The sequence below is a fragment of the Streptococcus mitis genome (genome assembly GCF_965111735.1).
GTDB classification, from domain to species: domain Bacteria; phylum Bacillota; class Bacilli; order Lactobacillales; family Streptococcaceae; genus Streptococcus; species Streptococcus mitis_DR.
In genome coordinates this window covers 211,004-233,559 of sequence record NZ_OZ217346.1, presented here as the reverse complement: position 1 = coordinate 233,559, position 22,556 = coordinate 211,004, and the positions used below count along the sequence as shown (strand labels likewise).

Below are 22,556 nucleotides of genomic sequence, written 5' to 3'. Positions count from 1 at the left end.
TTTTCTATCTACTATTATAGCAAAAAAACTGACCTCTCTCCTCATCTGTACAAAATATTCTAAAATCCATCGTCCTCTCTTGACGCTATTTTCCCAAAGCAGTATAATAACACTTATTGAAATTTTCAGAAAAGGAAAATACCATGTTTACAAAATTAAAACAGACTTTTATCGGTCGTCCTCTTAAATCCTTAACAGAAGGCGAGGGAGGTCTGCTGGGAAAAATGCAGGCCTTGGCCATGTTGTCAAGCGACGCTCTATCTTCCATTGCCTATGGGCCTGAGCAAGTAGTCCTCGTCTTGGCTAGTCTCTCTCCTCTTGCGATATGGTGGAGCCTTCCTATCGGCCTCTTTGTCCTCCTGCTCCTATCTAGCCTGACCGTCTCCTACCGTCAAATCATCCATGCCTACCCTCAAGGGGGAGGGGCCTATATGGTTACTCGAGAAAATCTATCTCCCGAACTTGGCTTAATCGCTGGAGGTAGTCTGCTAGTTGACTACATGCTGACCGTAGCGGTATCTGTTGCATCTGGAGCCGATGCTATCACAGCAGCTCTCCCTGCTCTACACCCTTACAACCTCCACATTTCCATTTTTCTAGTTTGCTTGCTTATGCTCTTGAATTTACGGGGCTTAAAAGAATCTGCCAGTTCACTGATGATTCCTGTCTATCTCTTTATCATCAGTACTGTCTTTCTCTTGCTCTACGGAATCTTTCAACTAATGACAGGGTCTCTCAGCTATCAGGCAACTTCACCTATTGGGCATGCTGTTCCGAGCCTGTCTATCATTCTCATTCTAAGAGCTTTTACCAGCGGATCTGCCTCTCTGACAGGGGTTGAAGCTATTTCAAATGCCGTTCCCTTTTTCAAGACTCCGAAAGAAAAGAATGCTGCTCAGACCTTGACCATCATGGCCTTGATTTTAGGTTTTCTTTTTGCATGCATTACCTTCCTAAACTACTGGATGGGGATTATGCCTCAACACGGAGAAACTATTCTTTCACAGATGGCTCAAGGCATCCTTGGTAATTCCTTCTTAGGTCACCTTGGCTATTATATCTTCCAATTCTCCACAGCCTTGATTTTAGCAGTAGCTGCAAATACTGGCTTTTCGGCCTTCCCTATGCTGGCTTACAATATGGCTAAAAATAAATACATGCCCCATCTCTTTATGGAAAAAGGAGACCGCCTAGGCTACTCCAATGGAATTTTAACTCTGGCATTTGGGGCTATGATTCTTCTTCTCATTTTTAATGGCAATACCGAACGTTTGATTCCTCTCTATACTATCGGTGTATTCGTGCCCTTTGCCCTTTCTCAGACTGGGATGATTCGCCATTGGAAAAAAGAAAAAGGAGCAAATTTCTTAAAACCTGCTCTTGCCAATATCCTTGGGGCAATCATTTGCTACGCGATTGTACTAATCTTGCTCTTTTTCCGTCTCAGTGATATCTGGCCCTTCTTCCCGATTATTCTCGTACTCACCCTACTCTTCTTAGCAATTCACAGTCATTACCAAAAAGTAGCCCAACAACTGCGACTCTATGAAGGAATCGAAAAACGTACCTACGATGGCAATCTTGTCCTCGTCCTAGTAGGAAATGTTACCAGAGTCAGCGTCGGAGCCATTAACTATGCCCAAAGTATCGGTGACGAAGTCTTAGCCATGCACATTTCTACAAAGGAAACCGCAGAAAAAGACCAAGAAATTCTCCAAGAATTTGCCGATTACTTCCCAACCATTACTCTGAAAAATATCAAGACCAGCTATCGTGACATCATCACCCCTACTGTCAAGTATGTCAAACGGATTTCCGAGGAAGCTCAGAAAAAGAACTATACAGTCACTGTCCTCGTCCCCCAGTTTATCCCTAATAAACCTTGGCAAAATATCCTGCACAATCAGATGAGTCTTAAACTCAAATACGCCCTTCGTTGGCACCAAGACGTCGTTGTCGCTAGCTACTCTTATCACTTAAAAGAATAAAGAAAAGGCCCTACCAGAACCAAGAAGTATCTGGTAAGGCCTTTTTCTGAATCCAGTCACTATACTTATACTCAATGAAAATCAAAGAGCAAACTAGGAAGCTAGCCGCAGGCTGCTCGAAGCACTGCTTTGAGGTTGTAAATAAGACTGACGAAGTCAGCTCAAAACACTGTTTTGAGGTTGCAGATAGAACTGACGAAGTCAGTAACATATATACGGTAAGGCAACGCTGACGTGGTTTGAAGAGATTTTCGAAGAGTATTAACTGAAAAGCATGACTAGGAATATCATTGAATGTGGTTAGCTAAATCTTCCTGAGCTTTTTTATTTGACTCAGCTTTTTCTTTCAGCCATTTTTCATAGAGTTCTTGGTACTGTTTAGCAGTTACTGGCTCTTTTTGCAATTCAACATATTTGTAGTTGTCAGCATCTCCTTTGTGTCCAACGAATGAGAATGGACCTGTAAACGGTACAGTCTTACGGAAGATTGGGTTGGCTCCACCACTTTGAACTGGTAGGAAGAGGGCACTATCTGTCAACCAAGCTTGGGCTTCAGCATATTTTTCATAGCGAGCTTGAGTATCTGTGATTTCCGCATCAGCCTGATCCAAGAGTTTCTTGTAGTCAGCAAGACCAATCTTATCCTTAACCTCCTTGTCTTTTCCTTCAGACAAGCCCATATTTTTCAACTGAGAACCTGTCTCTGGGTCTAGAATCGCTAGGTAAGTCTTAGGATCAGAGTAGTCTCCACCCCATCCTGAGATGTCGATATCGTAGTCTTTTTGTTCTGCTGTATCTGCAAAGTAGGTTGCTTGGTCTTTTTCATCTGGAGAAAGTTGGATAACATCGATGACCACATTCTCCTTACCAAGGGTTTCTTCCACTGTTTGTTTGAAAGAGCCGGCCTGTTGCACATCTAATTTAGCAGTCTGGTCAACTGGCATATCTAAATGAATTGGGAAAGTTACTCCCTGAGCTTGCAGACTTTCTTTGGCCTTAGCAAACTTCTCTTTGGCCTTGTCTGGGTTCAAGAAGGCTTGCTTACCATCATTTAGGTTAATATTTGCCCAATCTTTACCGTAGTTGACAATTTTTTCATTGACAATATCACCAAAGTTCTTATCGCCAACTTGGACAAAGTTACTTGGTGTAACTGTGTTACGCAAGATACGGTCTGCTCCATCTTCACCATTTGTCTGTGCTGCATAAGCATGACGGTCAAAGGCAAAGTTGATAGCCTGACGGAAATCTTTATTCTGCATAGCTGCGCGTGAATCTGTCTTTTCCTTATCAGACTGTTTCATAGTTTGTTTGTAGCTTTGACGATTAACGTTGAAAAGATAATAGAAAGTAACTGAGTTTTGTGGTGTGTAGGTAATCTTGTCCTCATTTCCCTTCTTGAGTTCAGCAAAGACTGAACTTGTTGGGAAGATACGGCCATCTGTATAATTACCATCCAAGAAACCTCTAGCAATGCTGTCTTGGTCAGAACCGTCAAAGAAAGAGAGTTTCACTTTCTCAATTTTGACATTGTCCTTATCCCAGTAATTAGGGTTTTTATCAAACTCAATCAAAGATGGCTCTTTGTCAACTGTAGTGGGTTGAAGAAAAGCTAAGCTCGAGAAAGGACAAATTTCGTCCTTTCTTTTTTGATGTTTAGAGCGATAAAAATCCTTTTTTTGAAGTTTTCAAAGTTCCGAAAACCAAAGGCATTGCGCTTGATAAGTTTGATGAGATTATTGGTCGCTTCTAATTTGGCGTTTGAATAGGGTAGTTGAAGGGCATTGACAATTTTCTCTTTGTCCTTTAGAAAGGTTTTAAAGACAGTCTGAAAAAGAGGATGAACCTGCTTTATATTGTCCTCAATCAGTCCGAAAAATTTGTCTGCCTCTTTGTTCTGAAAGTGAAAAAGCAGGAGCTGGTAGAGATGATAGTGGTGTTTCAAGTCTTCTGAATAGTTCAAAAGCTTGTCTAGAATCTCTTTATTGGTCAAGTGCATACGAAAAGTAGGACGATAAAAACGTTTAGCGCTAAGTTTACGACTATCCTGTTGGATGAGTTTCCAGTAGCGTTTGATAGCCTTGTATTCATGAGATTTTCGTTCAAACTGATTCATGATTTGGACACGCACACGACTCATAGCACAGCTTAGATGTTGTACAATATGGAAACGATCTAGAACGATTTTAGCACACGGAAAAAGTTTTCTAGCCAAGTCATAGTAGGGACTAAACATATCCATAGTAATGATTTTCACTCGACATCGGACTGCCCTATCATATTTAAGAAAGTGATTTCGGATAATAGCTTGTGTTCTACCTTCAAGAACAGCGGTGATATTGAGCTTTTCAAAATCTTGCGCAATGAAACTCATCTTTCCCTTTGTAAAGGTATACTCGTCCCAGGACATAATCTGTGGAAGGCGAGAAAAATCATGTTTAAAGTGAAAGTCATTGAGCTTGCGAATAACAGTTGAAGTTGAAATGGACAGCTGATGAGCAATATCGGTCAAAGAAGTCTTTTCAATCAGCTTTTGAGCAATTTTTTGATTAATGATACGAGGGATTTGATGATTTTTCTTTACTAGAGGAGTCTCAGTGACCGTCATTTTAGAGCACTGATAGCACTTAAAACGGCGTTTTTTAAGGAGAATTCTAGTAGGCATACCAGTTGTTTCGAGGTAAGGAATTTTAGAAGTCTTTTGAAAGTCATATTTCTTCATTTGACTTCCACAATCAGGACAAGATGGGGCATCGTAGTCCAGTTTAGCGATGATTTCCTTGTGTGTATCTCTATTAATGACATCTATAATTTGGATATTAGGGTCTTTGATATCGAGTAGTTTTGTGATAAAATGTAATTGTTCCATATGATTCTTTCTAATGATGGTTTGGTCGCTTTTCATTATAGATGATATGGGACTTTTTTTCTACAACAAAATAGGCTCCATAATATCCATAGGGGATTTACCCACTACAAATATTATAGAGCCATTTTATAAGTGTAAGTCAAGCCATCTTTTGACACTGTCCATGACTCAGCCATAGACGGGATTAGATTGCCATACTGGTCATTTTCCAACAAGCCATCAATCAAGTTGGCTGTGATACTAGATGTAGAGTCTCGAGTAGAGGTAATGTAATCCAAGGTATCTGGATTGTTGACAAAGATATAAGAGTAAGTCTTGTCAGCATTACTTGATTGAGATGATCCACATGCTGCTAAAGCTAGACCTGCTGTCAAAGCCATAGCTCCAAAAAGCATAACTTTTGATTTCTTCATGATTATTCTCCATTTTTACAGTATGTGAAATATTATACACTATTCGAGCAAAAATATAAAGCTTTTTGTACTTTTTTACAAAAATAAAAATCAGTAGACTCGAGTTCCTACTGATTTTTGATAGAATTCGTTTGGATTATGCAGCCAAAACTTTGCGTCCTTTACGACGACGAGCTGCCAATACGCGACGACCGTTTTTAGTTGACATACGGTTACGGAATCCGTGTTTGCGCGCACGACGAAGTTTACTTGGTTGATAAGTACGTTTCACGATGAATACCTCCTCATAGATTTTGTATTCGTTTAGCCGGCTATAAAGTGATCAGTTACTAAACATACTTTACTATTCTATCTGATTCTTTTACTTTTGTCAATAGCTCAAGGCAAATGTTTCCAGCTTTTTCGAATGTAAGCCCTATCTACGATACTGTTTCAAGAAACGAGTCATCTTTTCTTGGATTTGGGCTAGTTCATCAACACGAGGAAGGTAAACAATACGGAAGTGGTCTGGTTCCTGCCAGTTAAAGCCTCGACCATGAACCAAGAGAACCTTTTCCTGCTTCAAGAAATTAAGGACAAACTGCTCATCATCATCGATACGGTACATATTGCGGTCAATTTTAGGGAAGATATAGAGCCCAGCCTTGGGTTTAACCGCAGACAAACCTGGGATATCCTGAATGGCATTATAGATGAAGTTTCTTTGCTCGTAAATTCGTCCACCAGGAAGGAGCAATTCATCAACTGATTGGTGGCCACCCAAGGAAGTTTGTACGACTTGTTGGGCCAAAACGTTAGAGCAAAGGCGCATATTGGATAGCATATTGAGCCCTTCGATATAGCCTTTAACATGAGTCTTAGGTCCAGACAAGACCATCCAACCCACACGGAAACCAGCGATACGGTGAGATTTTGATAGACCGTTCATGCTGACACAGAAAACATCTGGTGCCAGGCTCGCCACAGGCGTATGCACATGTCCATCCATTACCATACGGTCATAGATTTCATCCGCAAAGATAATCAAATCATTTTGACGGGCAATCTCAATAATCTCCAGCAAGAGTTCTTTAGGATAAAGGGCTCCAGTTGGGTTGTTTGGATTGATAAGGACGATTGCCTTGGTATTAGAAGTGATTTTTGACTTGATATCGTCAATATCTGGGTACCATTCTGCAGCTTCATCACAGATATAGTGAACGGCATTTCCTCCAGCTAGGCTGACAGCCGCTGTCCAAAGAGGATAGTCTGGCATAGGCACCAAGACCTCATCTCCATTGTCCAAAAGCCCCTGCATGGACATGACAATCAACTCACTAACACCATTTCCAAGATAAATATCATCAATATCTACATTTGGGAATTTCTTCAGTTGACAATACTGCATAATAGCCTTACGGGCTGAGAAAATCCCCTTGGAGTCAGAATATCCTTCACTATCACGTGCATTCATAATCAAGTCATGAATGACCTCGTCTGGCGCTGTAAAGCCAAATTCTGCTGGATTTCCTGTATTCAGACGTAAAATCTTTTCTCCGTTTGCTCGCATCCGCATGGCTTCTTCCAAAACAGGACCACGGATATCATAAGCAACATGCTCTAACTTACTAGACTTGTTATATTCTTTCATCTTGTTTCCTCAATTCATCGAGATAGTAACATTATACCACTAGAAAGGGATTGCGACAAGTTTACTGAAATGTGTTATTAAAATCCTACAGAAGAAAACCTCACTAAGAGCGAGGTCAAGACAGGGGAGATAGCAGGTGTTTTGACAAAAAAACATCACATACCAAAAGATAAGCCTAGAAAAAGCAAGCCTAAAAAGGAGTCATAAAGAAGATTGAACATGAGGAAAAGTCCCCATATCATCAAGTAATCCCAACGCCCAGTTCGTTTTGCAACTAGGAATAAGAGTAGATGGTAGAGTACATGAAAGACTAAAAAACCGATAAACCCTGGATAAAGAAGTGGTATCAGACTCTCTAATTGCCAGATCATGATAACTTCTACCAAGACCGAAGCTAAGATGATTCCATAATAAAGGAAATTTGATGTTTGAAAAGAGCTTTTCATCATTCTCCCTCCCTTCACTTCTTTCCTGCTATCCTTTCTTTTATTTTATCATATATTTATATAGATTTTAATCGCTAACATTCTTTTGAAAAATACTTTTTTTGCTTTACTTCTATAGTGAAAAGGTTTACAATTATAGTAAGAAAATTTCAGGAGGTTTCATTATGGCACAACGTTACCAAAATATCATGGTCGCAATCGATGGTTCTAAAGAAGCAGACTTGGCTTTTGTCAAGGGAGTTCATTCTGCTCTACGAAACGACGCTAAACTCACCATCGCACATGTCATTGACACACGCGCACTCCAAAGCGTATCCACCTTTGATGCTGAAGTTTACGAAGAACTCCAAGTCGACGCTGAAAGTCTGATGAAAGAGTACGAAAAACGTGCTAAAGATGCTGGGGTGGCAGATGTTCATATCGTCATTGAAATGGGAAATCCAAAGACCCTACTGGCACGTACTATTCCAGATGCAGAAGAAGTTGATCTCATCCTCGTTGGCGCAACAGGTCTCAACGCCTTTGAACGCCTCTTGGTCGGTTCTTCATCTGAATACATCCTCCGCCATGCTAAGGTTGATTTGCTAGTTGTGAGAGAACAAGAAAAAACCTTATAATCACAAAGAAAAGGAGCCCAGAGCTCCTTTTTGTTTACTATTTATACTCTTCGAAAATCTCTTCAAACCACGTCAACGTCGCCTTGCCGTATATATATGTTACTGACTTCGTCAATTCTATCTACAACCTCAAAGCAATGCTTTGAGCAGCCTGCGGCTAGTTTCCTAGTTTGCTCTTTGATTTTCATTGAGTATTATTTCTCTCTTTATGACGCTCATAAGCCTTGAGCTGGCGCTGCAGTTCCTTTTTAATAGCAGGTTCTGGAGCATATTTTTCTTCCCAATCATCTGGTTTTAAGATTTTATGGGTCACTGGATCAAAATGAGCCTTGCCATCTGGAAAAATTTTCCCCATATTGGCCTGATGAACAATATCAAAAATACGTTCTGGATCCACCCCCATCAAGACAAAACTACCGTAGGTAAAGTAAAGCGTGTCGATCAAGGCATCCACCTGCCCTACCAAATCTTGCTGTGCAGGTGTCTTCTTGGCTACTTTATCTGCTGCCTTATCAAGGGCCTGATGAAGTTGCGATAAAGCTTGACCAAAATCCTCTTCAGAGGGACTGGCTGCTCGAACAAACTCCACCAATTCTTCTATTTTAAAGCCAGCCCTGTGGGTTGCACCTTCTAAATCCCAAGCTCGAGGTTCTTCTTGGGTTCGTTCATCCATCATGTGGTGGAAGGTCTTGACCTTATTGAAATGATAGTCACGGCTGACAAAGACTTTTTCTGAAGCTAGAACACCAAAATGTTCCAAGGCCTTGTGGATTCCGTCTTGCTGATTGCTAGTTGTGATATGCTTGGCAACTTCCTTGACACTGCTACTACCATTTCCCATAGCGACCGACATACCGACACCCGCCAGCATTTCTAGGTCGTTATCTGAGTCACCAAAGGCCATGACTTGGTTGAGATCAAAACCATATTCTTTCCCAACTCGTCGAATGCCTTCCAATTTAGAGTTTCCTTGATTGATGACATCCGCTGCAAAAGGATTGCTACGTGTCAATTTCAAGTCTTCAAAATCAGCTGCTGCCTTCTCAGATTCTTCTGGCGTCATCAGCATCAAGACTTGGTAGATAGGCTGATTCATTAGATCAAGTAGGTCTTCTTCCTTTTGGGGAACAACCTTGCTAACCATACGATTAAAGGAATGACTCACTGTCCGAGTTAAAACTGAGGGAACGAAGCGACTGATTCGTTGGGAAAAAGAACCCAGACCAAAAGACATGATTTTGGAACCCAACATGGCATCCTTGGTCCCTAGAGCAATCTCCTTGCCCTCTTTTTTAGCATAACTGATTAACTGGCGCAAATGTAACTTGGAAATTGGGCTCGTGAACAAGACTCTGTCTTTATTAAAGATATACTGGCCATTGTAGGTTACCGCAAAGTCCAAATCCAAATCGTCCATCAATTCCTTAACAAAAAAAGGTCCTCGTCCTGTCGCTACGCCGACAAGTACCCCTTGTTCTTTGACGATTTTAATCGCGTCCTTAGTGGATTTCAAAACACTCTTGCGATCGTTGACCAAGGTTCCATCGATATCAAAAAAAACAGCTTTGACTTCCATCCTATCCCAATCTCCCCTTTTGTGATACAATGATTATACCACATTTCAGAAAGAGTGAGTAAATCATGCCTAAGAAAATCCTTGTTTTACATACGGGCGGAACTATTTCCATGCAAGCCGATGCTTCTGGCGCTGTTGTGACGAGTTCAGATAATCCCATGAACCATGTGTCCAATCCTCTTGAAGGAATCCATGTCCACGCCTTGGACTTTTTTAACCTGCCAAGCCCTCATATCCAACCCAAGCATATGCTGGCCCTCTACCAAAAAATCAAAGAGGAAGCTGCTAACTACGATGGAGTGGTAATCACACACGGGACCGATACTTTAGAGGAAACAGCCTATTTCCTTGATACCATGGAAGTTCCCCATATGCCTATCGTTCTAACAGGGGCAATGCGTAGCTCTAACGAACTCGGCAGCGACGGTGTTTATAACTATCTGAGTGCTTTACGGGTGGCTAGCGATGACAGGGCTGCGGACAAAGGGGTTTTGGTTGTTATGAACGATGAAATCCATGCTGCCAAGTATGTTACCAAAACGCATACGACCAACGTCGGCACCTTCCAGACCCCAACACATGGGCCACTTGGTCTGATTACGAAGCGGGAAATCCTCTACTTCAAAACAGCTGAACCTCGTGTTCGCTTTGACCTTGATCACATACAAGGTTTGGTCCCTATCATCTCGGCTTATGCCGGTATGACAGATGAGCTGATTGGTATGCTGGATTTGGAACAATTGGACGGTTTGATTATCCAAGCCTTCGGAGCTGGTAATATTCCCAAAGAAACAGCTCAAAAATTAGAAAGCCTTCTGCAAAAAGGAATCCCAGTCGCCCTTGTTTCACGATGCTTTAACGGTATTGCGGAACCTGTTTATGCCTACCAGGGCGGGGGCGTGCAGTTGCAAAAATCTGGTGTCTTCTTTGTTAAAGAACTCAACGCCCAAAAAGCCCGCCTAAAGCTCCTCATTGCCCTCAATGCCGGACTAACAGGACAGGCTTTGAAAGACTATATGGAAGGGTAAGTCTCTTCTCTAAAAACAAATCAGGAAATCTTCACGATTCCCTGATTTTTTCTATTTACGTTTTCGTGTTGAACGGCGTTCTGTCAAACCATGAGGTAAGAGAACTTCACGTTCTTCCAACTCTTCCTTGTGCATAATCTTAGTCAACATACGCATGCTAATAGCACCAAGGTCATAAAGAGGTTGGGCAATAGTTGTCAAGTTTGGGCGGGTAAAGCGTGAGACTTGTGAATCATCACTAGTAATGATTTCAAATTCTTCTGGTACTGACACACCCTTATCAGCAAGGCCGTTCAAGACACCTGCTGCCAATTCATCACCTGTTACAACTGCTGCAGTTGCGTTTGATGAAATCAAGCGTTCTGCCAAGGCATAGCCATCTTCATAAGTGTATTTAGACTCAAATACCAATCCTTCGCTATAAGAAATCCCTGCTTTTTTCAAGGCTTCCTTGTAGCCAACCAAACGAACCTTACCATTGATGTCATCCACTAGCGGACCACTAACGAAAGCAATGCGCTCGTTCTCTTTAGCAAGGTAGGTCACTGCATCAATCGTTGCTTGTTTGTAGTCAATATTAACACTTGGAAGCTGGTGTTCCACATCTACTGTTCCTGCAAGAACAACTGGTGTTCGAGAACGAGAAAACTCTGAACGAATTTTTTCAGTCAAGTGGTAGCCCATAAAGATAATACCATCCACCTGCTTAGAAAACAGGGTATTGACAACTGAAACTTCCTTGTCATCATCCTCATCACTATTTGCAAGGACGATATTGTACTTGTACATTTCAGCGATATCGTCAATCCCTTTAGCAAGCGTTGAGAAATAGCCATTGGTAATATTTGGGATCACCACACCGACAGTGGTTGTCTTTTTACTTGCAAGACCACGCGCCACAGCATTTGGACGGTAATCCAAACGATCAATCACCTCAAGCACTTTTTTACGAGTATTCTCTTTTACATTCTTATTGCCATTGACTACACGGCTAACCGTCGCCATTGAAACTCCTGCTTCACGGGCGACATCATAAATCGTTACTGTATCGTCTGTATTCATTCCATTTCCTTTCTATATCATACCTCACGAGACTCCAAAAAAGAGACGGTATGAAAATTTCGTTTTCATGATTCCACTTATTCCATTTTATCACTATTTGTAAACACTTTCAAGCGTTTTTTGAAGATTATTTGAAAAAATTTCATAGGAAGCTATGTTTATGAAGAAAAAATCACCTTTTCTTGATTTTTAATCCTATTTGCTGTATGATAAGGGAAAAGAAAGGGGGAAGAAATATGGCTTTTACCAATACCCACATGCGGTCAGCTAGTTTTGGCATTGTTACCAGCTTGCCTGATGATGTTATTGACTCTTTTTGGTATATCATCGACCACTTCTTAAAAAATGTCTTTGAATTGGAGGAGGAACTCGAGTTTCAATTGCTCAATAACCAAGGAAAAATTACCTTCCACTTTTCAAGTCAACACCTCCCTACAGCCATTGATTTTGACTTTAACCACCCTTTCGACCCTCTTTATCCCCCCAGAGTACTGGTTTTAGACATGGACGGTAGAGAAACTATCCTCCTCCCAGAAGAAAATGACCTATTTTAAAAACTCTAGCCTTCAGTTACAAACGACTGAAAACTAGAGTTTTTCTATTTTTTCAAAGCATCATACAAGTTGCGAATAGGTTGCTTTAATGTCGGATGGATAAAATGAGGCGCAATTTCTTGAAGAGATTCAAGAACAAAAAGGCGTTCCGCTATGTAAGGATGAGGCAAGATGAGGTCGTCTGTATAAAGGATCTGGTCCTCCACAAAGAGCAAGTCCAAATCAATCAAACGAGGTCCCCAATGCACTTCTCTAACCCTTCCCATCTCTGACTCAATGGCTAGTAAGGTATCTAACAAGACTGGGGCGGGCAACCAGGTTTCCACCTCAACCACTTGATTAGCAAAACTATCTTGCTCCACACCACCCCAAGGCTCCGTCGTTAAGACACTGGACTCTTTAAGAATATGGATACCTCGATTTCGCATTTTCTCAATGGCTTGCTCCAAGTTTGCTTGTTTATCTCCCATATTGCTTCCTAGGGCGATAAAGGCTCGTTGCTTGCGACGATGAATAGTTACTGAGCAAGTATCTAGTGGCAAATGCACTGGCGCCCAAGGTTTTTTCAGTTCCAGCTTTATTTCTTGGACAATAGGATAGGCCTCAAAGGTACGTTCTACCAGTTTGTAGGCCACCGTTTCAATCAAGTCCTCACTCGCTTCCTGAAACCATGTCGTCCACTGCTGACACAGTTCTCCATAATGGACAGAAGCCGTTAAATCCAAATCTGTCGCCGCCTTGGTCATATCATAGGATAGGATTGCGGAAATAACAAACTTCTGCCCCAATTCTTTCTCACTAGGAAAAAGACCATGATAGGCAAAAATTTCCAAATCCTTAATCTGTAGTTGATCCATAATGATTCCTTTCTAGAAAAATCCGCTTCAAGCGGATTCTTTTTATAGTCCCATTAAACGATAAGCTTGGTCTCGAAGATCCTTATCTGTTTCAAATAGACCTCTAGCTACTGTCGTCAAGGTTGCAGTTCCTGGTTTTCTGACACCACGCATACTCATACACATATGCTCCGCCTCAATGACAACAAAGGCTCCTTTAGCACCTAGATACTCCATCAAGGCATCGGCTACTTCGATATTCAATCGTTCTTGAATTTGTGGTTTTTTAGAATAAACTTCAACCGTACGGGCTAGCTTAGATAAACCTGCCACACGACCATCTGGAATGTAGGCAATATGCGCTCTCCCATAAAATGGTAGAAAGTGGTGTTCACACATGGTATGGAAAAAGATATCCTTTTCTACCACCATATTATCGTCGATAATCTCAAAGGATTTTGACAAATGTTCCTCTGCTGTTTGACCAAGACCTGAAAAAATCTCTTGGTACATACGAGCGACACGAGCAGGTGTTTCCTGCAAGCCTTCGCGATTAACGTCCTCTCCTACAGCCTCGATAATCATTTTTACAGCTGCTTCAATCTTTTGTTTATCCATTCTCTTTTTTCCTCTCCATCAGATAGGCTCTCACTTGGCTCAAGAAATACAAGGAACCTGTGACAATCCTAACTGTTTTTTTCTCTTCTTTTTTATCTGTCAATTTCTGCTCTAGAAAATCCTGCCAATCTTGGTAGCTGAGATTTCTAGACTTAGCTACCTCTTTCAGCACGCTTTCATCAGTCGCCCGACTATCGTCAAAATGTGTCAGAGTAAGCTCGGTATCTGGGATTTGCTCCAACAAATCCAACATATCCTCCAAGGCCTTGGTTTTGATGCAAGTAAAGAGGATTTCCTTACGATAATCCGCAAAGCGTTCTTGCAAGGTTGCTAATAAAGCCTTGATAGCATGGGGATTGTGGGCTCCATCCAAAATCATCAAGGGATCTCTTGACACGATTTCCAAACGTCCTGGCCACCTTGTTTCTTCCAGAGCTTGAGCAAGCAAATGATTGCTTGCTAGTTCTCGACCATCTTCTTGACAAAAAGTATCAAGTAAAGCTATGGCCATCCCAGCATTCTCTATCTGGTGCAAACCAAGCAGGCCAGTCTGGAAGCGACCTTGTCTGACAACACTTGTATAGTCAAAGACTTCGCCTGTAACCACACTCTTTTGATGGCTGACTTGATAATCTTTCCCATAGGCAAGTCTCGGCGCATTTTTATCTTCCGCAATAGCGTCAATGACAACCAAAGCTTCTGGAGCGATACGACCTGTTACCAAGGGAATACCTTGTTTGATAATACCAGCTTTCTGCTCTGCTATGGCTTCCAAGGTGTCACCAAGTAGGGCTACATGGTCCAGTCCAATGGTTGTGATGCCTGTTAAAATTGGCTGGCAGACATTGGTACTATCCAAGAGTCCACCCATGCCGACTTCCATGATAGCCACATCTACTTGCTCCGAGGCAAAGTAATCATAGGCTATAGCTGTAATTATCTCAAACTCAGTTGTCCCCTGCAAATTGGTAGCCGATTCCCCTTCCAACAAAGACTGATAGTCTGCCATGAGGGCTTCTAGTCTAGCTTCTGGGATAGATTCCCCATTGATGCTAATCTGATCTGTGTAATGAATGAGATAGGGCGAGCTGAAAACACCAACTCTCAGCCCTAGCTTTTCTAGCATATTTTTCAAAAAAGCAATGGTCGAACCCTTGCCATTGGTTCCTCCAATATGGATGACCTTGAGTTTGAGATGGGGATTGCCACGCAAAGCTAACAGTTCCACCATTCGTTCCAAGCCAAAATGCGGTTGGTCCGTCCGGTAGTTAGCAATCCAGTGATTGTTTTCAATTTCTTTCATCTTATTTATATTGTTTTAAATCTAGATTTTCCGCTTCATCAGCTAGACGAATGGCGGAGGCAATTTCAACTGCCATCCTGTGACTAGCTACGTCATGCACGCGCACCACTTCTACACCCTGTCTTGCAGCAATACTGGTTACATGAGCCGAAGCCGTATCTCGATTGCGGAAACCAAGTTCTGTCTCATGATTGACTTCAAAACCATTTTCTTCAAGAATATTGATGACAAACCGCTTGCGCGACACTCCGAGAAAGATTGGATATCCTTTCTGATGTAGTTTATCCAGATCCCGTAAAAGAAGCAGATTTTCTTTCTTGGTCAGACCAAAGCCAATTCCTGGATCCAACAGGATATTTTCTTGTGCGATTCCAGCTTGATTCGCTCTCGCTAAGGCTCTGTCAAAGAAAGCCTCCATCAAGTCTTCGATTGGCAATTTTTCGAAGTCAGCTAACTCTTCCTCTGTAAAAGCTTGATTAAATCCAAAATGAGGAAATATGAGCGAGCTAGGATGCTGAGGTCGCGCCATGACTGGATTAAACATAATGACTACTTTCGCACCAGCCTTAGCAACCACATCCGCCATTTTCTCATCACCCATAAGACCAGTGATATCATTGACTATATTGGCACCAGCAGCCAAAGCAGCCTCTGCCACCTGACTCTTCCAAGTATCAATAGAGATGAGGACATCACTTTCCTTGCGAATCTCTTTAATCACTGGAACAACACGCTGGATTTCCTCTTCTATCTCAACATAGCTGCTTCCCGGCCGAGTCGATTCTCCGCCAATATCTAGCATACTAGCCCCTTCTGCTATCAATTTACGAGCCTGCTGGAGTGCTTGCTCAAGAGCAAAAAATTGACCACCGTCCGAAAAGGAGTCTGGGGTTACATTGATAATTCCGCAAATAGCTGTTTTTGCATGATTTGCTTTACTTGACATATCGGTCACTCCCTCAAGGCTTTTCACCATATTATTTCTCTATTTTACCATAAAAAGAAAAAGATGGACACGATTGAATTCATCTTTTTCCCAGTAGAAACAAGTAAGCAATTGTCAAAAATCTTAAACAGAAAGCCCTAATGTCCGACTCAAAATCACCACGAGAGCCAACAAACAGAAAGCAACCCCATTCACAATCATGTGAAGTAAGATAGACATTTCTAAACGTTGGGTCTTGTAAGCCGTCCAAGATAGAACTGTCGACATACCTCCATAAATCAATAAAGAAGGTAAATTACTTGGTTGATGCAATAAAGCAAAGACAATCGTACCAACTACAAATCCCAAGTTCTCTTTTCCTCGGAAAATCTTTTTAGGAACAATCCCACGGCACAAGATTTCCTCACAAATTGGAGCAAGCAAGGCCAATAAGAAGAAACTGGAAATCAGAGAACTATTCTGAACCATATCGTTAATCTGAGACTGGTTACTTGTTGTCGTCTCATTTGACAGTTGTAACAAGATAGATCCAAGTATATTTGACCCGATAATAACTAAATAACTCAAGCCCAAACGTGCCAAATCCTTCGCTCTAAAAAAAGAAAAATTAAAACTTGCTAACTGCGTTTTACGAGCTCCAATAATAAATAGTGCCAGAACTACAATCGAAATACCAGCAACTATCAACCCTGACTGCAACAGTGGTATTGCATTTAAAGTTAAAATAGCAGTAACCCCTATAGGAATCTGATATAAAATTGTCGCCAGCAAAAAGATTAACAACCAACCTGCACGATTCAATAATTCTTTCCACATATTTTTCTCTTTCATCACCTATCTCCTTTGTATTAAAAAAGGGGAAAAATCCCCCTGGGTAATCCTATTATAAGGCCATGCTAATATAGTTAAGGATAAATAAGGCATCCAAAATCCAAATCATGACATGAACATCTTTAGCTTGACCTTTGACAAGCTTAGTCAAAGTGTAAGTCAAGAAACCAACTGCAATCCCTTGAGTGATAGAGTAGCTGAATCCCATAAAGATAGATGTGAAGAAAGCAGGAACCGCTTCAGCCATATCGTCCCAATGGATATTTTTCAAGCTACCAAGCATCATAATTCCAACAATAATCAAGATTGGAGCTGTAGCAGATGAAGGTACGATAGCTAACAGTGGGCTAAAGAAGCTTGAGATCGCAAAACAAATTGCCACGACCAAGGCTGTCAAACCAGTACGTCCACCTGCACCGATACCAGCAGCAGACTCAACATAAGTCGTTACGTTCGAAGTACCAGCGATGGCACCAATTGAAGTACCAATCAAGTCAGAGTAAAGAGCCTTGTCCAACTTAGCTGATTGGTGGTTTTCACCATTTGTCGCTACGATACCAACTTTTTCACCTGTACCGATCAAGGTACCAATCGTGTCAAAAATATCTGTCAATGAGAAGGCTAGAATGGCCATCAGAGTTTCAGGCAAGCGAGCTGTATCTGAAATCAAAGCTCCCAAACCTTCTGAACCAAGAGCTGCACCAAAAACTATCTTCAAATCTTCAAAGGCTGCACCAACATGGTTATTAGCAAAATCGATACTAGACAAATCTACCAAACCAACTGCGATAGCAAGAACAGTTGTTGTCAAGATAGAGAGGATAATTCCCCCTTTAATTCCTTTGATAACAAAGAAGATTGTGATAGCAAGTCCTGCAAGAGCCACCAAAACAGCTGGATTATTAAAGTCAACTAATCCTGGAACCGCTGAAGAGTTCGCTGCAATCGTTGCTTTAGCTTTGTCAGCCCCTTCTCCTACAACAGTATAGTTACCTGGATCAATCGTAAATTTCAAAAGTCCAGCATTCTTAATCCCTACATAGGCGAGGAAGACACCGATACCGGCTGAAATAGCTGAGCGAAGGGCATTTGGAATCGATTCAATGATCATTTTACGAACATTTGTCAAGGTAATAATCAATGAAATAATCCCACAGATGAAGACCATAGCTAGGGCTTGTTGCCATGAATAACCAAGCCCGAATACAACTGTAAAGGTAAAGAAGGCATTCAATCCCATACCTGGTGCTTGGGCATAAGGTAAGTTAGCGTAAAAAGCCATCATCAAGGTACCCGCTACTGCACCAATAATCGTCGCTAGGAAGACACCCTGAGCAGGCATCCCTGTTTGTGAAAGCATTTGTGGGTTTACAAAGAGAATATAGCTCATTGCAAAGAAAGTTGTTAAACCAGCGAGAACCTCTGTACGAACGTCTGTACCGTTCTCTTTTAGTTTAAATAATTTGTCCATTATCAATCTCCTTTTAATTTTTACGAACAATAATAGAATTATATCATTTATCATTCACTTTTTCAATATCTTTGTTTGATTTATTTAAGAAACTGATCCAATTTCATTTTTTGTTTGGAATCTGCTTTTCTGCCTGCTTTCTGTTATAATAGTAGACATCTTATCTGAAAAGACACTAGAAAGGTCCCTATGACGAAAAAAATTATTGCAGTTGACCTGGATGGAACCCTACTCAACTCAGACAGTCAAATTTCTGACTTTACCAAAAAAACCATCAAAAAGATTACTGAAAAAGGCCATCAGGTTATTATTACGACAGGTCGCCCTTACCGTATGTCAAAAGATTTTTACCGTGAACTGGGCTTAGACACTCCTATGATTAACTTCAACGGCTCCCTCACTCATTTACCAGACCAAGTTTGGAACTTTGAAAAGTGTTTAACCGTAGACAAAAAATATCTGCTAGACATGGTTCAACGTTCAGAGGACATTCAAGCCGATTTTATCGCTGGAGAATATCGTAAAAAATTCTACATTACAAATCCTAATGAAAAAATTGCCAATCCTAAACTATTTGGTGTAGAAGCTTTCCAGCCTGAAGATCAATTCCAGCCTGAGTTAGTAACCAAGGATCCTAACTGTATTCTTTTACAGACCAGAGCCAGTGACAAATATGCCTTGGCAAAAGAAATGAACGCCTTCTACCAGCATCAACTTTCTATTAATACCTGGGGAGGTCCGCTTAATATCCTTGAGTGTACACCCAAAGGAGTTAATAAGGCCTTTGCTTTGGACTACTTGCTCAAGGTAATGAACCGCGACAAAAAGGATTTGATTGCCTTTGGAGATGAACACAATGATACCGAAATGCTAGCTTTTGCTGGGAAAGGTTATGCCATGAAAAATGCCAACCCAGAGCTACTCCCCTATGCAGATGAGCAAATTTCCTTGACAAATGACCAAGACGGGGTTGCCAAAACCCTGCAAGATTTATTCTTATAGTCCATTCTGACCAGCTTGCAAGCTGGTCTTTGTGCTCTTTTCACAGTCTCATCAACCAGTTAATCGATTGTTCTATTTTTTGCCTCCAAAACCTTGGAAAAGGCTTTCTTTTGTGATATACTTCACATATAAATACAAGAGAGCTCGTCATACTCGACTCTGTTGACACAAAATCAATCCAGTCCTGTTTCTCCTGCTCTCAGTTAATATCAAGGAGGATAGCTATGAAAGCTGTTGTTGTAAATCCAGAAAGCACTGGTGTTGCTGTTGAAGAAAAAGTACTCCGTCCACTTGAAACTGGGGAAGCACTTGTAGAAATTGAATACTGTGGTGTTTGCCACACTGACCTCCACGTTGCCCATGGTGACTTTGGTCAAGTACCAGGACGTGTTCTAGGTCACGAAGGTGTTGGTATCGTTAAAGAGATTGCCCCAGATGTGAAAAGCCTTAAAGTCGGTGACCGCGTCAGCGTTGCTTGGTTCTTTGAAGGATGTGGCACTTGCGAATACTGTACAACTGGTCGCGAAACCCTTTGCCGTACAGTGAAAAATGCCGGCTACTCAGTAGATGGTGGTATGGCTGAACAATGTATCGTAACTGCAGACTATGCTGTTAAAGTTCCTGACGGACTTGATCCAGCCCAAGCTTCTTCTATCACATGTGCTGGTGTAACAACCTATAAAGCCATTAAAGAGGCCAAAGTTGAACCAGGCCAATGGGTTGTTCTTTACGGTGCTGGTGGACTTGGTAACCTAGCTGTTCAATACGCTAAAAAAGTATTCAATGCTCATGTCATCGCAGTTGATATCAATAACGACAAACTTGCTCTTGCAAAAGAAGTAGGCGCTGACATTGTGATTAACGGCCTAGAAGTTGAAGATGTACCTGGACTCATCAAGGAAAAAACTGATGGTGGAGCTCATTCAGCTGTCGTAACTGCTGTATCTAAAGTTGCCTTCAACCAGGCTGTTGACTCAGTTCGTGCTGGTGGTCGCGTCGTCGCTGTCGGTCTCCCTTCTGAAATGATGGAACTCAGTATCGTCAAAACCGTTCTAGATGGAATCCAAGTTATTGGTTCTCTTGTTGGAACTCGTAAAGACTTGGAAGAAGCCTTCCAATTCGGTGCTGAAGGTTTGGTAGTTCCAGTTGTTCAAAAACGTCCAGTCGAAGATGCCGTAGCCATTTTCGACGAAATGGAAAAAGGTCAAATCCAAGGACGTATGGTACTCGATTTCACCCACTAATCTAATAGAAACCTATTTTAAAAGTTGGAATACGCTTCCAACTTTTTTATATTAAATTTTTAAATAAGAATTCAAAAAAACTTCTCTAAAACTCAATATATCAATATTTTCAGATGTAATCTCTTTAATTATTTTATGATAAATAGTTGATTTTTAGATGAAAACGGTTTATACTTAAAAAGTCTTAAAGTTTTCTTAAACGAAAACTAAAACAAAAAAGGAGGAATGACAATAATGAGTATCGGAATCATTATTGCGAGCCACGGCGAATTTGCTGCGGGTATTCATCAGTCAGGATCTATGATCTTTGGTGAACAAGAAAAGGTTCAAGTTGTAACCTTTATGCCAAATGAAGGTCCTGATGATCTATACGCTAAGTTTAATAACGCTGTTGCTGCATTTGACGCAGAAGATGAGGTTCTAGTTTTGGCTGACCTTTGGAGTGGATCTCCATTTAACCAAGCTAGCCGCGTGATGGGAGAAAATCCTGAGCGTAAGTTTGCCATCATCACAGGACTTAACTTACCGATGTTAATTCAAGCCTACACAGAGCGCCTCATGGACGCTACTGCAGGTGTAGAAAAAGTCGCTGCTAATATCATTAAAGAAGCCAGAGATGGCATCAAGGCTCTTCCAGAAGAGCTCAACCCAGTTGAGGAAGTAGCAAGCGCTGCAGCTGCTCCAGTTGCCCAAGCTGCTATTCCAGAAGGAACTGTTATCGGAGATGGAAAACTCAAGATTAACCTTGCCCGTCTAGACACTCGTTTACTTCACGGTCAGGTTGCAACTGCTTGGACTCCAGATTCAAAAGCAGACCGCATCATCGTTGCTTCAGATAACGTTGCCAACGACGATCTTCGTAAAGAATTGATTAAACAAGCAGCTCCAAATAATGTCAGAGCCAATGTAGTTCCAATTCAAAAATTGATCGAGGTTGCAAAAGACCCACGCTTTGGAGAAACACATGCCCTTATCTTGTTTGAAACACCTCAAGATGCCCTTCGTGCAATCGAAGGTGGCGTGCCAATCAAGACCCTTAACGTAGGATCAATGGCTCACTCAACAGGTAAAACAATGGTCAACAACGTTTTGTCTATGGACAAAGATGACGTTGCTACATTTGAAAAAATGCGTGACCTCGGTGTTGAATTTGACGTACGTAAAGTACCAAACGACACCAAAAAAGATTTGTTTGACTTGATTAACAAAGCCAACGTTCAATAATAGACATCAATAACTATCGAAGAATTCTAAGAAAATTTTTCACTTTATTATCATTAAATAGAAAAGGAATAAAACCATGTCAGATATTTCAATTATTTCTGCTGTCTTGGTTGTAGTTGTTGCCTTCCTTGCAGGTCTTGAAGGTATCCTCGACCAATTCCAATTCCATCAACCAATCGTCGCATGTACCCTTATCGGACTTGCAACTGGTAACCTTGAAGCAGGGGTTATGCTTGGTGGATCACTTCAAATGATCGCCCTTGGTTGGGCAAATATCGGAGCTGCCGTAGCTCCTGACGCTGCTCTTGCATCTGTTGCCGCAGCAATCATCTTGATCAAAGGTGGTAACTTTACTACTGAAGGTATTGCCGTCGCAACAGCAACAGCTATCCCTCTTGCCGTAGCTGGACTTTTCTTGACAATGATTGTTCGTACAATCTCAGTTGGTTTGGTTCACACTGCAGATGCTGCTGCTAAAGAAGGAAATATTGCAGCTGTTGAACGTGCTCACTTTATCGCACTTCTTCTTCAAGGTCTTCGTATTGCGATCCCTGCTGCCTTCCTTATCGCTATCCCAGCTTCTGCCGTTCAAGATGCTCTTAAATTGATGCCAGACTGGTTGAACGGTGGTATGGCTGTCGGTGGTGCTATGGTCGTTGCCGTTGGTTACGCTATGGTTATCAACATGATGGCAACTCGTGAAGTATGGCCATTCTTCGCAATCGGTTTTGCTTTTGCTGCCATTTCTCAATTGACTTTGATTGCCCTTGGTGTAGTCGGTGTTGCCCTTGCCTTCATCTACCTTAACCTTTCAAAACAAGGTGGTAACGGTGGCGGAGGAGCTGCGACTTCTAACGACCCAATCGGTGATATCCTAGAAGACTACTAGAAAGGGGAA

The 22,556-nt window shown here is 41.5% G+C and carries 20 protein-coding genes and 2 pseudogenes; 8 read left to right on the top strand and 14 right to left on the bottom strand.

What is annotated here, in order from left to right:
* The first annotated feature begins 143 nt into the window (after window positions 1–143).
* Window positions 144–1,988 (top strand): APC family permease, encoded by a 1,845-nt coding sequence (locus ACLV7W_RS01140; protein WP_411865280.1) that lies wholly within the window; start codon window positions 144–146, stop codon window positions 1,986–1,988.
* Window positions 1,989–2,275: 287 nt separating this feature from the next.
* Here ACLV7W_RS01140 and ACLV7W_RS01135 read toward each other — a convergent pair.
* From ACLV7W_RS01135 to ACLV7W_RS01110, 6 genes and pseudogenes are all read right to left on the bottom strand, one after another.
* A pseudogene (locus tag ACLV7W_RS01135) lies at window positions 2,276–3,565 on the bottom strand (ABC transporter substrate-binding protein); the annotation flags it as partial.
* A gap of 35 nt (window positions 3,566–3,600) precedes the next feature.
* Window positions 3,601–4,857, bottom strand: a complete 1,257-nt coding sequence (locus ACLV7W_RS01130) for an ISL3 family transposase (protein WP_411865279.1) — start codon at window positions 4,855–4,857, stop codon at window positions 3,601–3,603.
* Window positions 4,858–4,979: 122 nt separating this feature from the next.
* Window positions 4,980–5,270 (bottom strand): annotated as a pseudogene (locus ACLV7W_RS01125) (peptide ABC transporter ATP-binding protein); the annotation flags it as partial.
* 136 nt (window positions 5,271–5,406) lie between these two features.
* The gene (gene rpmH / locus ACLV7W_RS01120; protein WP_000831905.1) at window positions 5,407–5,541 is read right to left on the bottom strand and encodes a 50S ribosomal protein L34; all 135 of its coding nucleotides are present in this window, start codon (window positions 5,539–5,541) and stop codon (window positions 5,407–5,409) included.
* Window positions 5,542–5,685: 144 nt separating this feature from the next.
* Window positions 5,686–6,900, bottom strand: a complete 1,215-nt coding sequence (locus tag ACLV7W_RS01115) for a pyridoxal phosphate-dependent aminotransferase (protein WP_000666457.1) — start codon at window positions 6,898–6,900, stop codon at window positions 5,686–5,688.
* 155 nt (window positions 6,901–7,055) lie between these two features.
* Entirely contained in the window at window positions 7,056–7,349 is a 294-nt protein-coding gene (locus ACLV7W_RS01110; RefSeq protein WP_261078123.1) for a hypothetical protein, read from the bottom strand.
* Between the two features lie 161 nt (window positions 7,350–7,510).
* Here ACLV7W_RS01110 and ACLV7W_RS01105 point away from each other — a divergent pair, with 161 nt between their 5' ends.
* Window positions 7,511–7,963, top strand: a complete 453-nt coding sequence (locus ACLV7W_RS01105; protein ID WP_000079148.1) for a universal stress protein — start codon at window positions 7,511–7,513, stop codon at window positions 7,961–7,963.
* Between the two features lie 184 nt (window positions 7,964–8,147).
* On the opposite strand, the gene ACLV7W_RS01100 is transcribed toward ACLV7W_RS01105, so the two are convergent.
* On the bottom strand, window positions 8,148–9,539 hold the full coding sequence (locus tag ACLV7W_RS01100; protein ID WP_411865278.1) for a Cof-type HAD-IIB family hydrolase: 1,392 nt from the start codon (window positions 9,537–9,539) through the stop codon (window positions 8,148–8,150).
* Between the two features lie 65 nt (window positions 9,540–9,604).
* Between ACLV7W_RS01100 and ACLV7W_RS01095 the strand changes: the two genes are divergently transcribed.
* Entirely contained in the window at window positions 9,605–10,567 is a 963-nt protein-coding gene (locus ACLV7W_RS01095; protein WP_411865277.1) for an asparaginase, read from the top strand.
* Window positions 10,568–10,618: 51 nt separating this feature from the next.
* On the opposite strand, the gene ccpA is transcribed toward ACLV7W_RS01095, so the two are convergent.
* A complete protein-coding gene (gene ccpA, locus ACLV7W_RS01090) occupies window positions 10,619–11,629 on the bottom strand; it encodes a catabolite control protein A (protein ID WP_001090628.1) in 1,011 nt (336 codons plus the stop codon).
* Window positions 11,630–11,865: 236 nt separating this feature from the next.
* Here ccpA and ACLV7W_RS01085 point away from each other — a divergent pair, with 236 nt between their 5' ends.
* Entirely contained in the window at window positions 11,866–12,183 is a 318-nt protein-coding gene (locus tag ACLV7W_RS01085) for a DUF960 domain-containing protein (RefSeq protein ID WP_000886035.1), read from the top strand.
* A gap of 44 nt (window positions 12,184–12,227) precedes the next feature.
* Here the strand turns inward: ACLV7W_RS01085 and folK are convergent, their stop codons facing one another.
* The 6 genes from folK to ACLV7W_RS01055 form a co-directional block, all read right to left on the bottom strand.
* The gene (gene folK / locus ACLV7W_RS01080) at window positions 12,228–13,040 is read right to left on the bottom strand and encodes a 2-amino-4-hydroxy-6-hydroxymethyldihydropteridine diphosphokinase (RefSeq protein WP_411865276.1); all 813 of its coding nucleotides are present in this window, start codon (window positions 13,038–13,040) and stop codon (window positions 12,228–12,230) included.
* A 42-nt stretch (window positions 13,041–13,082) separates the two neighbouring features.
* Window positions 13,083–13,637 carry a GTP cyclohydrolase I FolE gene (gene folE, locus ACLV7W_RS01075; protein WP_411865275.1) on the bottom strand — a complete coding sequence of 185 codons (555 nt, stop codon included), beginning with the start codon at window positions 13,635–13,637 and terminating at the stop codon, window positions 13,083–13,085.
* Window positions 13,630–14,940, bottom strand: coding sequence for a bifunctional folylpolyglutamate synthase/dihydrofolate synthase (locus ACLV7W_RS01070; RefSeq protein ID WP_411865274.1), 1,311 nt, complete (start codon window positions 14,938–14,940; stop codon window positions 13,630–13,632). The genes folE and ACLV7W_RS01070 overlap by 8 nt, the downstream gene beginning before the upstream one ends.
* Window position 14,941: 1 nt before the next feature.
* On the bottom strand, window positions 14,942–15,916 hold the full coding sequence (gene folP / locus ACLV7W_RS01065; protein ID WP_261034206.1) for a dihydropteroate synthase: 975 nt from the start codon (window positions 15,914–15,916) through the stop codon (window positions 14,942–14,944).
* A gap of 93 nt (window positions 15,917–16,009) precedes the next feature.
* Window positions 16,010–16,717, bottom strand: coding sequence for a CPBP family intramembrane glutamic endopeptidase (locus ACLV7W_RS01060; protein WP_261034204.1), 708 nt, complete (start codon window positions 16,715–16,717; stop codon window positions 16,010–16,012).
* Between the two features lie 52 nt (window positions 16,718–16,769).
* A complete protein-coding gene (locus tag ACLV7W_RS01055; RefSeq protein ID WP_094753051.1) occupies window positions 16,770–18,188 on the bottom strand; it encodes an NCS2 family permease in 1,419 nt (472 codons plus the stop codon).
* 189 nt (window positions 18,189–18,377) lie between these two features.
* On the opposite strand from ACLV7W_RS01055, the gene ACLV7W_RS01050 reads away from it, so the two are divergent.
* From ACLV7W_RS01050 to ACLV7W_RS01035, 4 genes are all read left to right on the top strand, one after another.
* Window positions 18,378–19,190 carry a Cof-type HAD-IIB family hydrolase gene (locus ACLV7W_RS01050; protein ID WP_261034202.1) on the top strand — a complete coding sequence of 271 codons (813 nt, stop codon included), beginning with the start codon at window positions 18,378–18,380 and terminating at the stop codon, window positions 19,188–19,190.
* A gap of 224 nt (window positions 19,191–19,414) precedes the next feature.
* Window positions 19,415–20,434: an alcohol dehydrogenase AdhP gene (gene adhP, locus ACLV7W_RS01045; RefSeq protein WP_000649186.1), complete on the top strand. Its 1,020-nt coding sequence runs from the start codon at window positions 19,415–19,417 to the stop codon at window positions 20,432–20,434.
* Window positions 20,435–20,668: 234 nt separating this feature from the next.
* Window positions 20,669–21,658, top strand: coding sequence for a PTS sugar transporter subunit IIB (locus ACLV7W_RS01040; protein WP_411865273.1), 990 nt, complete (start codon window positions 20,669–20,671; stop codon window positions 21,656–21,658).
* Between the two features lie 76 nt (window positions 21,659–21,734).
* The gene (locus ACLV7W_RS01035) at window positions 21,735–22,547 is read left to right on the top strand and encodes a PTS mannose/fructose/sorbose transporter subunit IIC (protein ID WP_001280328.1); all 813 of its coding nucleotides are present in this window, start codon (window positions 21,735–21,737) and stop codon (window positions 22,545–22,547) included.
* Window positions 22,548–22,556 lie beyond the last annotated feature (9 nt).